General features: G+C 62.1%; 13 protein-coding genes. 6 read left to right on the top strand and 7 right to left on the bottom strand.

Going from position 1 to position 12138, the window contains the following annotated elements; genetic code table 11:
- Window positions 1-10 precede the first annotated feature (10 nt).
- The 5 genes from R1T45_RS07175 to R1T45_RS07155 all read right to left on the bottom strand — a co-directional run bounded on the left by R1T45_RS07175 (window position 11) and on the right by R1T45_RS07155 (window position 3790).
- Complete coding sequence (locus R1T45_RS07175; protein WP_317390500.1) at window positions 11-193, bottom strand: Trm112 family protein; 183 nt, start codon at window positions 191-193, stop codon at window positions 11-13.
- Window positions 190-834: an LON peptidase substrate-binding domain-containing protein gene (locus tag R1T45_RS07170; RefSeq protein ID WP_067624388.1), complete on the bottom strand. Its 645-nt coding sequence runs from the start codon at window positions 832-834 to the stop codon at window positions 190-192. The genes R1T45_RS07175 and R1T45_RS07170 overlap by 4 nt, the downstream gene beginning before the upstream one ends.
- Before the next feature lie 27 nt (window positions 835-861).
- Window positions 862-1782 carry a thioredoxin gene (trxA, locus tag R1T45_RS07165; protein ID WP_317390499.1) on the bottom strand — a complete coding sequence of 307 codons (921 nt, stop codon included), beginning with the start codon at window positions 1780-1782 and terminating at the stop codon, window positions 862-864.
- A 54-nt stretch (window positions 1783-1836) separates the two neighbouring features.
- Window positions 1837-2625, bottom strand: coding sequence for an exodeoxyribonuclease III (locus R1T45_RS07160; RefSeq protein WP_317390498.1), 789 nt, complete (start codon window positions 2623-2625; stop codon window positions 1837-1839).
- A 478-nt stretch (window positions 2626-3103) separates the two neighbouring features.
- A complete protein-coding gene (locus R1T45_RS07155) occupies window positions 3104-3790 on the bottom strand; it encodes a response regulator transcription factor (RefSeq protein ID WP_067261731.1) in 687 nt (228 codons plus the stop codon).
- Between the two features lie 162 nt (window positions 3791-3952).
- On the opposite strand from R1T45_RS07155, the gene ribA reads away from it, so the two are divergent.
- Window positions 3953-5044: a GTP cyclohydrolase II gene (gene ribA, locus R1T45_RS07150; RefSeq protein ID WP_317390497.1), complete on the top strand. Its 1092-nt coding sequence runs from the start codon at window positions 3953-3955 to the stop codon at window positions 5042-5044.
- A complete protein-coding gene (locus tag R1T45_RS07145; protein ID WP_259947209.1) occupies window positions 5041-5535 on the top strand; it encodes a L,D-transpeptidase in 495 nt (164 codons plus the stop codon). Before ribA ends, R1T45_RS07145 begins: the two co-directional genes overlap by 4 nt.
- Here R1T45_RS07145 and R1T45_RS07140 read toward each other — a convergent pair.
- Together R1T45_RS07140 and R1T45_RS07135 are read right to left on the bottom strand one after the other, a co-directional pair.
- On the bottom strand, window positions 5525-6178 hold the full coding sequence (locus R1T45_RS07140) for a YggS family pyridoxal phosphate-dependent enzyme (protein WP_132444117.1): 654 nt from the start codon (window positions 6176-6178) through the stop codon (window positions 5525-5527). The two genes, R1T45_RS07145 and R1T45_RS07140, sit on opposite strands and share 11 nt — an antisense overlap.
- Before the next feature lie 102 nt (window positions 6179-6280).
- Window positions 6281-7231 carry a porin gene (locus R1T45_RS07135; RefSeq protein ID WP_120350008.1) on the bottom strand — a complete coding sequence of 317 codons (951 nt, stop codon included), beginning with the start codon at window positions 7229-7231 and terminating at the stop codon, window positions 6281-6283.
- A 291-nt stretch (window positions 7232-7522) separates the two neighbouring features.
- On the opposite strand from R1T45_RS07135, the gene R1T45_RS07130 reads away from it, so the two are divergent.
- The 4 genes from R1T45_RS07130 (at window position 7523) to holA (ending at window position 12128) form a co-directional block, all read left to right on the top strand.
- Window positions 7523-8017 carry a DUF3576 domain-containing protein gene (locus tag R1T45_RS07130; RefSeq protein WP_259947204.1) on the top strand — a complete coding sequence of 165 codons (495 nt, stop codon included), beginning with the start codon at window positions 7523-7525 and terminating at the stop codon, window positions 8015-8017.
- Window positions 8018-8099: 82 nt separating this feature from the next.
- Window positions 8100-10646 (top strand): leucine--tRNA ligase, encoded by a 2547-nt coding sequence (gene leuS, locus R1T45_RS07125; RefSeq protein ID WP_317390496.1) that lies wholly within the window; start codon window positions 8100-8102, stop codon window positions 10644-10646.
- A complete protein-coding gene (gene lptE / locus R1T45_RS07120) occupies window positions 10633-11133 on the top strand; it encodes an LPS assembly lipoprotein LptE (RefSeq protein ID WP_120350005.1) in 501 nt (166 codons plus the stop codon). The genes leuS and lptE overlap by 14 nt, the downstream gene beginning before the upstream one ends.
- Window positions 11130-12128: a DNA polymerase III subunit delta gene (gene holA, locus R1T45_RS07115; protein ID WP_093927856.1), complete on the top strand. Its 999-nt coding sequence runs from the start codon at window positions 11130-11132 to the stop codon at window positions 12126-12128. Before lptE ends, holA begins: the two co-directional genes overlap by 4 nt.
- Window positions 12129-12138 lie beyond the last annotated feature (10 nt).

Raw genomic sequence — 12138 nt, 5'->3', positions numbered from 1 at the left:
CGGGGGCCAGTTACAGCGTCCGCGCTTCGTCCGGCAGCATCACCGGAATGCCATTGCGGATCGGATAAGCCAGTCCGGCGGCCTTCGACAGCAGCTCTTGTTTTTCCGCATCATAGGTCAGCGTGGTTTGGGTGCGCGGGCAGATCAATGCCTCCAACATCCGGCGGTCGAATTGAACGGTCGCATCCGTCATTGCATCAAGCCCTCTTCCTGACCGCCGCGCATCGCGAATTCGATCAATGTCACCAATGTCTCGCGCCGGGTTTCCAGCGACGGCGCCTCTAGCAACGCCTGTTTGTCCTCGGCCTCAAACTCCAACATCATCGACAGGGAGTTTATCAGCAGCTCATCCTCGGCATCTTTCAACGTGTCCCAATCAGCCGAGAGACCGCGGGTGTCGAAATACCGCCCCAAGAGATCAAGAAAACGCACCCGGTCGAAACTGTCGTCGACCTCATCCTCGCCCAAGTCACGGTCAAAGCCCGCCCAGTTCACATCGCAGCGGCGATAGGGGGAAAAGCCTTCAATCTCTTCCACCACGCGAAAGCGCGAGACGCCGCCAAGAGTCACCATATAGCGGCCATCCTCGGTCTCGGAAAACTGGGTGATGCGGCCCGCGCAGCCGATCTGGTGCAGCCCGTTGCCGTCGCGGCCGGGCATCTCGTTGGGCTGGACCATGCCAATCAACCGCGTATCGGTCTTGAGCGCGTCTTCGATCATCTGAAGGTAACGCGGCTCGAAGATATGCAGCGGCAGGCGCGAGCGGGGCAGCAGCAGCGCCCCTGCCAACGGAAAGATCGCAATAGTCTTGGGCAATTCTGCGGGCTTGATCATGACAAAGGACTTAGTGCGCCCGTCTCCTCAGGCAAATATCATTGACGACAGTTTGCGACGGCCATTCAGCACCACCGGATCATTGGGTTTAAGCGCCTCAAAAATGGTGAAAAGCTGCGTCTTGGCGGCGCCCTCGTTCCACTCTTTGTCGCGGCGGAAAAGCTCCAGCAGATGATCGACAGCGGCCTCGGCATTGTCATGGGCGTAAAGCGCTTGGGCCAGATCGAACCGCGCCTGATGATCGTCGGGGTTCGCCTCTACCTTCTCGGTCAACTCGGCCACGGGGCCGGCATCGGCGGCCTGATGCGCCAGTTGCAATTGGGCATGGGCGGCTTCAAGTTCGGGGGCCTTGGAGATCTCAATCGGCGCACCGTTGAGCAGGGCTTCGGCCTGATCCAAAGCGCCCATGGCGATATGGGACCGGACCATGCCGCCATAGGCGGGCGCGTTCATCGGGTCTTCTTCCAGAATTGCGGCAAAGGTCTGCGCCGCATCCGTGGCGGCCCCCTCGGCCAGCATCTCTTCGGCTGCGGCGACGGCATCGGCCAGCGTATCACCGGGGGCTTCGCCGCCCCCCGCCTTTACCACGCGGTCGACGAAAGCCTTGATCTCGGACTGCGGCAGCGCGCCTTGGAAACCGTCGACCGGCTGGCCTTTGAAAAAGGCATAGACCGTGGGGATCGATTGGATCTGCAATTGGCCCGCGATGTTCTGGGCCTCATCGACATTGACCTTCACCATCTTCACCGCGCCCTTGGCCGCGCGCACGGCGTCCTCCAACATCGGGCCAAGCGTCTTGCAGGGGCCGCACCACGGCGCCCAGAAATCAACGATGACCGGCACCGTTTGCGAGGCATCGACCACGTCAGCCATGAAGGTCGCCTCGGTCGTGTCCTTGATCAGGTCGGCATCCGCAGGGGCGGCGGTGGAAAGGTTCAGGTCGGTCATGCTGTTATCCTCGCTAATCGCGTTTGGCCTTATATGGACGTGCGGGGACGCGATTCAAAGGTCAAAACTGGCAAAAACCGGCGCGTGGTCGCTGGGTTTCTCCCACCCGCGCGCATCGCGGACGATATGGCTGGAGTGCCCGGACTGCGCGATATCCGATGTGGCCCAGATATGATCGAGCCTGCGACCCTTGTCGGCGGCATCCCAATCGGCAGCGCGGTAGGACCACCAGCTATAGAGATTGCCCGCGGGCACATCTTGGCGGGTGATATCGACCCAATTGCCCGCATCCTGCACCGCGCCAAGCGCTTCGACCTCGACGGGCGTGTGGCTGACGATCTTCAACAGCTTTTTGTGGTCCCAGACATCATCCTCACGCGGGGCGATGTTCAGGTCGCCCACAAGGATCGACTTCTCGGGTTTGTCGCCGTGGAACCAGTCGCGCATTTCCGAGAGGTAATCGAGTTTCTGGCCAAACTTCTCATTGATCTCGCGGTTGGGTTTGTCGCCGCCTGCGGGGACGTAGAAATTGTGGATCGTGGTGCCGTTTTCCAGCTTGGCCGCCACATGGCGGGCGTGGCCCAACATGGCGAAATCCTGATCGCCCGCATCCACCAAGGGCAGCTTTGACAGGATCGCCACACCGTTGTAGCCCTTCTGCCCACGCGCAACCATATGGGTGTATCCCGCCGCCTTGAACGCCTCGACCGGGATCTTGTCGACCGGGCTTTTGCATTCTTGAAGGCAGAGCACATCCGGCCCGTGTTCGGCCAGCAGCTTCAACACCAAAGGCTCGCGCAGACGGACAGAGTTGATGTTCCAAGTGGCGAGAGAAAAGGACATGGGGGCAGGCTCCGGTCTGGGGGTAGGTCGGCACAATAACGCGGGTGGCGCGGCGGTGCCATGCGGAAATGGGGTTCCTTGCGGTAAGGGCCATCGCCTGCCCGCGAGTCGGCGACCCAAGGCCGCTTGTTGCCACTTTATGGTGCGGCCTTGATGTGTGTTCTGAAGGTCGCGCCCAGCCTCTCTAAATCGCCTATCCGGTCGCACCGGAGGTGCGCTCAGAATGATACGGCACGCCTTTGGCGTGACGGGCGGGCAGGCGATGGCCCGGCGCCTGCGGCGTGTCTCCGGGCAGGAGTGACGATCTCAACCCCGCCCCGGACAAAAAAAGGCCGGGCACTATGGCCCGGCCAGTCCAACAGGGAGGTATGTACCTTTACCCGGGTACAAAAGTCGGGCTTCAAACCGAGTGGCGGGTCATGAAAACCCCGCCTCTCAGGGTTTCCAACCAAACGAGGTTGGAAATGGTTCCCGGTTTTTATGCCATCAGGCGATAACCACCGGATTCGGTCACCAGCAAGCGGGCATTCGAAGGGTCAGGCTCGATCTTCTGCCGCAGGCGGTAAATATGGGTTTCAAGCGTGTGGGTCGTGACGCCCGCGTTGTAACCCCAGACCTCATGCAGCAACACATCGCGCGGCACCACACCATCGTTGGAGCGGTAGAGGAACTTGAGGATATTGGTCTCTTTCTCGGTCAGACGCACCTTGCGGTCGTCCTCCGTGGTCAGAACCTTCATCGCGGGTTTGAACGTATAGGGTCCAAGCTGGAACACCGCATCTTCGGACTGCTCGTGCTGGCGGAGCTGCGCACGGATACGGGCCAGAAGGACGGGGAATTTGAACGGTTTGGTGACATAGTCATTCGCCCCCGCATCAAGGCCGAGGATGGTATCGGCATCGGTGTCATGACCGGTCAGCATCAGGATCGGGCTTTTCACCCCCTGTTTGCGCATCAGACGGCAAAGCTCACGGCCATCGGTATCGGGCAGACCCACGTCGAGGATGATAAGATCATAGAGCGCCTCTTTCGCCTTGGTCATCGCCTCGGTGCCGTTGGCGGCCTCGAACACATCGAAATCCTCGGTCATGATAAGCTGTTCGCTCAGCGCTTCGCGCAGGTCATCGTCATCGTCAACGAGCAGGATTTTCTTAAGCTGGGCCATCTATCTCTCCGTCTGTTGCCTTATACATGCGCTTCGGCACGGGCTCCGACAAGGTATGTGACCTCTGTCTCACAGCCTCGTGTCAACAAAGCGTGAAATGTTTCAATTCCTTGGGAAATAACTTAGATAAACGCTGAAGCCTTTGCGGAGTTGCAACAAACCATGAGTTTCGCCCCGGACATCACCGAACAACTGGCGCGTGCGCGGGCCGATTTACGCATGGGCGTGCCCGTGGTTTTGGCCGGTGGGGCGCAGGCCGCGCTTGTTCTGGCGGCGGAAACGCTGACCGCGCAGCGCCTTGCGGATGTGCTGGCCTTGGGCGGTGCGCCGGTGTTGGCGATCACGGCGCGGCGGGCGGAAACGCTTAAGGCGCGCGCCTATGATGGCAATCTCGCGCGCGTGCTGCTGCCCCCCGGTGCAACGCCCGCTTGGGTGCAAAGCATCGCCGACCCGGCGGATGACCTGCGCGCCCCGATGAAAGGGCCCCTGCAGACCGCGCGGGGCGGGGATACGGCCGCCCACAGCGCCGCGCTTGATCTGGTAAAGGCCGCGCGGATGCTCCCCGCCGCATTGGTGCTGGACCTGCCGCAGGGCGCTGACTTCGCGCGACTGCATGGGTTGACCCTGATCGATCTCACCGCCGCCGCCCCCATCCTCGCCCGTCGCAGCGCCCTGCACCCGGTGGTCAACGCCCGCCTGCCGATGGAGGTGTCCGAGGCCGGGCGTCTGCATATCTTCCGCCCTGAGGACGGTGGCGAAGAGCATTACGCCATCGAGATTGGCCGCCCTGCCCGCAACACGCCCGTCCTCTGCCGGCTGCATTCGGCCTGTTTTACTGGCGATCTGATGGGCAGCCTAAAATGCGACTGCGGCCCGCAGCTTCGGGCTGCATTGGCGCAGATGGGCGGTGAGGGCAATGGCGTGCTGCTTTACCTCAACCAAGAGGGGCGCGGCATCGGCCTTGCCAATAAGATGCGCGCCTATTCCTTGCAGGATCAGGGTTTCGACACGGTTGAGGCCAATCACCGGCTGGGGTTTGAGGATGATGAGCGCGACTTCCGCCTCGGGGCCGACATCCTGCGCTCGATGGGGTTCTCCGCCGTTCGTCTGCTGACCGACAACCCCCGCAAGGTCGGCATGATGGAGCAAAGTGGCATTGCGGTGACCGAGCGCGTCCCGCTGGCCGTGGGCGAGAACCGCCATAACACCGCCTATCTGGCCACCAAAGCCGCGAAGTCTGGGCATCTGCTGTGACCCCGAACGATATGGTTTTGACCCCGACGGGGCTGCGGTTTCAGGGGCGGCGCTATGCCTGCAGCATCGGCAAGGGCGGTCTGACCCATGACAAGCGCGAAGGCGATGGTGCCACGCCGCGTGGGGTCCATCGCTTGGTCGGCATGCTCTACCGGCCTGACCGCATCCCGGCCCCAAGCGCTTGGGCGCAGCCGATCGGGCCCGGTGATCTGTGGTCCGACGCCAGCGGCCAGCCTGACTACAACCACCGCGTCCATGCCCCCTACCCCCATAGCCACGAGGCGCTGCGCCGCGCCGATCCGCTCTATGACTTGGTGATCCTGACCGATTGGAACTGGCCAGAGGCCGAGGCCGGGCGCGGCTCCGCGATCTTTATTCACCAGTGGCGGCGGCCCGGCTACCCGACCGAGGGCTGCATCGCCTTTGCGCGGGACGATCTTCATGAGATCGCGGCCCGTGTCGGCCCGGCGACGCGGCTGATTATTCGCTAACCCGCTCGCCAAAGATGGCAGAGCCGACGCGCACATGGGTAGCACCAAGCGCGATGGCCTGCTCAAAGTCACCGCTCATGCCCATCGACAGGCCGCTTAGATCGTTGCGCGCGGCAATCTTGGCCAGCAGGGCGAAATGCAGCGATGGGGCCTCATCCACCGGGGGGATGCACATCAGCCCCTTGACCGGCAGGTCCAGCGCACGGCATTCGGCAATGAAATCATCCGCCTCACGGGGCATCACCCCGGCCTTCTGATCTTCTTCGCCGGTGTTGACCTGAATGAACAGATCGGGACAGCGGCCCATTTCCTGCGCCAGACGCGCGATGGTCTTGGCCAGTTTGGGCCGGTCGACCGTGTGGATCGCCTCTGCCAGTTCCATCGCCTGACGGACTTTGTTGCTTTGCAAGGGGCCGATGATGTGCAGGTCGATGCCGTCGAATTCTTCGCGGAAGCCGGGCCATTTGCCCGCCGCCTCTTGCACGCGGTTCTCGCCGAAAGAGCGGTGTCCCTCTTCCAAGACCGCACGCACACGCGCGTCGGGCTGAACCTTGCTGACGGCGATCAAGGTGACCGACCCCGCCGCGCGGCCTGCATCGGCTTCGGCTTTCGTGATGCGGTTTTGGATGTCGCTCAGACTCATTTTCGGCCCTCCATTTCAGGCGCGCAGAAAACAACAGCCTTGAGTAAAAGAAAAGGGGCAGACCGAAAGGCCTGCCCCAATATTCAGAGTATGTCGTTCAACTTAGAAGTTGAAGCGAACACCCATGTCGGCGCGGTCGTCGCCGTTGAAGCGGTGAGCAACACCACCACGCAGGGAGACACCGCCGCCCAGGTCGTGGTTGAAGTCAACGCCGTAACCGGTGTCGTTGCCTGCGCCGTCTTGGTCAGCAACATAGACTTCTACGTCTGTCGCTGCGCCAACGTCGAAACGACCGGCCAGAACAACGCGGTCACCGTTGGTGCCGTTGTCAGCAAACGCCAGTGTCACGTCGGCGATGCCGAAGGAACCGCCAGCTGTTGCTGTGAACTCGGTGTCGCCTGCGTCGTCGGAGTCTTGACCACCAACTGCGAAGGTCCAGCCGCTCCATGTGTAAGCAACGTAACCAGCAACGCGGTCGTTGGTGTCGGAAGCCGACACGTGAACCGACAGATCGCCAGCGGAGTACATGACTTCAACGCCGTTGGAGCCAGCTGCGCCGTTACCACCGGAGGAGTATGCGTCGCCGTTGCCGGCGTAGGCGGTGTAGTCATAGCCCAGGCCGGTCAGGCCGAGGTCGATCGGGTACTGACCCGGCATGGATTCCAGAGCACCGAAGATGTTGCCAACGCCGACTTCAAAGCCACCGGAACGAGCGAAGAAACGAACGCCGTTGATGCCTGTGCCTGCGGGACCAGCATTTTCTGCGAAGTCGTCAGCTGTGCCGAGAATGTTGTCGGGACCAGCGTTGATCGACTGCTGCTCATCGGAGTTGTTCTGCTGGATACGTGCACGGGCACCAACAACAACGCCAGCGTCGGACTCAGCTGTCGCGTCGATCTGCAGACGGAAACGGCTGGTGACGTCTGTGGAGTCGCCTGCTGCTGTGTCGTTGTACAGGATACCAAAACGGCCGTAGCCGCCGAATGTTACGTCTGCTGCTGCTACACCGGCGGTCGCAACCAGGGCTGTTGTAGCGAAGAGAACTTTTTTCATGAGTTTTCCCTCGGTTTGAATTCATATGCCCAGACCGGGGAATCCGGTAAGGGTATGAAGGGTGTTTGCCCCCAATGCCCCGCACTTGGCAAGGTTCGCGCGCCCCCCGCCCTCAATGTCGCTGACGCTGGTGCAGCTATGCCACAGTTTCGCCGCCCGGGCCTGCCCCGCCTGCCCGTTACTGCCTTTGGCGCAGGGGCAGAGCGCCCGAACAGGCACCTATGACATAGACCTTGCCGATAAGGGCCTGCTTGGATAGACCGGAGCGCAAACAGGCAAAGGAAAGCTGCAATGGCCCTTCGTACCGCTTGCAAGATGGCGATCTCCGTTCTGGCGCTCAGCGCGCTTGCCGCCTGTGGTGGGGGCTTTGGCAGCCCAGCCACGGAACGGCCGGATCAATACACCAACCCGAACAATCCCAATAACATTGAGACCAATCCAGACAATACGATCTGGTCGATCTTCAATCGCAAGAACACGGATTCCAGCGTTTCAGTGAACAAGTACCTCTGGTCGGCCTCGCTGGAAGTGTTGAACTTCCTGCCGGTGCAATCGGTCGATCCTTTCACCGGGGTTATCGTCACGGGCTACGGCACCCCTCCGGGCGGTGGCCGTGCCTATCGCGCGACCGTGCTGATCGACGACCCGGCACTGGATGCCCGCTCGCTCAACGTGGCGCTGCAATCCTCGGGCGGCCAGCCGGTGGCACGGGCGACAACCCGCGCGGTAGAGGATGCGATCCTCAGCCGGGCGCGGGAGATGCGCGTGTCCGACAGCAAATTCTGAGCCCGCTTAACTCAACACGTTTCCAACGCCGGGCCTTGTGAGAGCAGCAGCCCGGCGTTTTTCATGTCACGAAGGTCCCCTCATGCCCCGCTATACCCCCGCCGAGATCGAAGCCCGCTGGCAGCAAGCCTGGGAAAAGGATGGCGTCTTTCAGGCCACCCGCAACGCCGAAAAGCCGAAATACTATGTGCTTGAGATGTTCCCCTATCCGTCGGGCCGGATCCATATGGGCCATGTGCGCAACTACACGATGGGCGACGTAATCGCGCGCTACAAGATCGCAACGGGGCATAACGTGCTGCACCCGATGGGCTGGGATGCCTTTGGTATGCCCGCCGAAAACGCAGCGATGGCCATCGGTGGCCACCCGGCGGATTGGACCTATGCCAATATCGCTGAGATGAAAAAACAGATGAAGCCGCTCGGCCTGTCGATCGACTGGTCGCGCGAGATCGCCACCTGCCACCCCGGTTACTACGGCCAGCAGCAGGCGCTGTTTTTGGACTTCCTCAAAGAGGGGCTGGTCTACCGCAAAAACGCCGTGGTGAACTGGGACCCGGTCGATATGACCGTGCTGGCCAACGAGCAGGTCGAAAACGGCTGCGGCTGGCGCTCTGGCGCGCCGGTAGAGCGGCGCGAGTTGACGCAGTGGTTCTTCAAGATTTCGGACCACTCCGAAGAGTTGCTCTCGGCGCTCGACAGCCTCGACAACTGGCCCGCGAAGGTAAAGCTGATGCAGGCGAACTGGATCGGCAAATCGCGCGGGCTGCAGTTTGCCTTCTCGACCATCGAAGCGCCTGAAGGTTTCGACCGCATCGAAGTCTATACCACCCGCCCCGATACGCTGCTGGGCGCGTCTTTTGTCGGCATTTCGCCCGACCACCCGCTGGCCAAAACGCTGGAGCGGGACGATGAAGCCGTCGCCGCCTTCTGCGCCGAATGCCGCAAGGGCGGCACCACCGAAGAGGCGATCGAGACCGCCGAGAAGCTGGGCTATGACACCGGCATCCGCGTGCGCCATCCCTTTGATACGGCCCATGAACTGCCCGTCTATATCGCCAACTTCATCTTGATGGACTACGGCACCGGCGCGATCTTTGGCTGCCCGGGCCACGACCAGCGCGATTTCGACTTTGCCAGCAAATACGATCTGCCGATCATCTCGACCTTTCTGCCCTCGGAAGATGCCTCACCCAAGTTCGACGAAGCCTTCGTGCCGCAGAAATCGGAAAAGGTCTTCTACAACCGTGGCTTTGCGGGTGACCCGTGGCAGACCGGCGAAGACGCCGTCGATGCGGCCATCGCCTTTTGCGAGGAAAACGGCATTGGCCAAGGCGTCACTAAATACCGCCTGCGGGACTGGGGCCTCTCGCGCCAGCGCTACTGGGGTTGCCCGATCCCGGTTGTCCATTGTGACGACTGCGGCGTGGTGCCCGAAAAGAAAGAGAACCTGCCGATCGAGCTGCCCTACGACGTCACTTTTGACACCCCCGGCAACCCGCTTGACCGCCACCCGACATGGCGCAACTGCGCCTGCCCCGCCTGCGGCAAGGACGCCCTGCGCGAGACCGACACGATGGACACCTTCGTCGACAGTTCGTGGTATTTCGCCCGTTTCACCGCGCCGCGCGCGGACACGCCCACCGTCATGGAAGACGCGCAATATTGGATGAACGTCGATCAATATATCGGCGGCATCGAACACGCGATCCTGCACCTGCTCTACTCGCGCTTCTTTGCCCGTGCGATGCAGATCACCGGCCACCTGCCCGAAAGCGCTGTTGAGCCTTTCGACGCGCTCTTTACCCAAGGCATGGTGACGCATGAGATCTACCAGACCCGCGACGATAATGGCCGCCCGGTCTATCACCTCCCCGAAGAGGTGACCGAGGGCAAACTCAGCGACGGCACCGAGGTTGAAATCATCCCCTCCGCCAAAATGTCGAAGTCCAAGAAGAACGTCGTCGACCCGCTGCACATCATCTCGAACTACGGCGCCGACACCGCGCGTTGGTTCGTGCTCAGCGATTCGCCCCCAGAGCGCGATGTGGAATGGACCGCCAGCGGGGCCGAGGCTTCTTACAAGCACCTGTCGCGCGTGTGGAACATCTGCGACCGCGTGAGCGAGATGGACCGCGAAGCACCCGGCACCGGTGATGATGACCTGCTGCGCGCCCTGCACAAGACGATCCATGACGTGACCATGGGCGTGGAATCCTTCGGCTTCAACGCGGCGATTGCCAAGCTTTACGCCTTCACCGCGACATTGCAGAAATCCAAGGCAGGCTATGCCGCGCAGCGCGAAGCGATCATGACGCTGGCGCAGCTCATGTCCCCGATGACCCCGCACCTGGCCGAAGACATCTGGGCACATCAAGGCGGCGAAGGGCTGATCACCAAGGCCCCATGGCCCAAGGCCGATGAGAAGATGCTGGTCGATGACACCGTGACCCTGCCGATCCAGATCAACGGCAAACGCCGGGCAGAAATTCAGGTACCTGCCGACATGCCCAAGGAAGAGGTTGAAAAAATCGCGCTGGCGCATGAAGCTGTCATTCGAACGCTGGACGGGGCCACACCGAAAAAGGTCATCGTCGTGCCCGGACGGATTGTGAATGTCGTTGCCTAAGCCCACCCATATGCGCCGCCGCTTCCTGTTGGCTCTGCCCCTGCTGGCGCTCGCCGCCTGCGGGTTCGAGCCGGTCTATGGCCCCGGCGGCGCGGGCACGGCCCTGCAAAACCGCGTGCTGGTCGATGCGCCCGAAGACCGGTTTGGCTATTTTCTGGTGCGCGAGGTGGAAACCCGCTTGGGCCGTGCCGCCACCCCCCGCTGGGGGCTGGCGCTGACCACCACCACAACCGAAGACGGGCTGGCCATCGACAGCGAAGGCAACACCCGGCGCTATAACCTGCTTGGCACCACCTCTTACGCGCTGCGCGATCTCGACAGCGGACAAATCGTGACCTCGGGCAAGGTCGAAAGCTTTACCGGCTATTCCGCCACCGGCACCACCGTCGCCACCCGTGCCGCCGAGTTGGACGCGCAAGAGCGCCTAATGGTGATTCTGGCTGACCTCGTCGTGAGCCGCCTTTATGCAGCTGACCTGCCGCAATGAAGCTCACCCCGCGCGAGGCGAAACCCTATTTCGCGCGGCCTGATCCCGCGCGGACGGGGCTTTTGATCTACGGCAGCGATGCCATGCGCGTGGCCTTGAAACGGCAGGAATTCCTGAAAAACCTGCTCGGCGCCAATGCCGAAGAGGAAATGCGCCTCAGCCGGATGCCCGCAGGCGAATTGCGCCGCGACCCGGCGATGCTGCTGGACGCGATCAAGGCGGTCGGGTTCTTCCCCGGCCCGCGTGCCGCGCTGGTGGAAGAGGCGAATGACAATATCGCGAAAATCCTGCTCGACGCGCTCAAAGACTGGCAGCCGGGCGATGCGCAGATCATCGTCACGGCGGGCGATCTAAAGAAAACCTCCAAGGTGCTTAAAGCCTTTGAGAGCCACCCCAACGCCTATGCCACCGCGATCTATGACAATCCGCCCGACCGGGCCGAGATTGAGCAGATGCTAAAGGATGCGGGCCTCACACCCGAGGCCGACGCGATGGCCGCGCTCAGCGATCTGGCCCGCACCCTTGATCCGGGTGATTTCCGCCAAACGCTAGAAAAGATCACGCTCTACAAACTGGGTGACAGCAGCCCCATCGGGCTGGAAGACATCGCCGCCTGCGCCCCCACCTCGACCGAGGCCGAGGTCGACGACATCCTGCATGTGGTCGCCGAGACCCGCGCCGCCGAAATCGGCCCGGTGATGAGCAAGCTGCAAGGCCAAGGCGTGAACCCGGTAACGCTGACGATCATGGCGACCCGGCATTTCCGCACCCTCTACCGCATCGCCGCCAACCCCGGCGCGCCGATCTACGGCGTGCGTGACCGCGACCGCGCCATGCGGCAGGCGCGCAACTGGGGCGCGGTGAAGCTGGAAACCGCGCTTGCGGTGCTGACCGAAACCGACCTCAAGCTGCGCTCTGCCGGGCAGCACGCCCCGGCGCTGGCGCTGGTTGAGCGGGCCTTTATCCGTCTGGCAATGCTGGGCGCACAACGTTGATTTTGGGAGA

The organism is Sulfitobacter sp. LC.270.F.C4 (assembly GCF_032922545.1).
Classification (GTDB): Bacteria; Pseudomonadota; Alphaproteobacteria; order Rhodobacterales; family Rhodobacteraceae; genus Sulfitobacter; species Sulfitobacter profundi.
The sequence above is the reverse complement of the archived record's forward strand: the minus strand, read 5'-3'. Positions and strand labels throughout refer to the sequence as shown.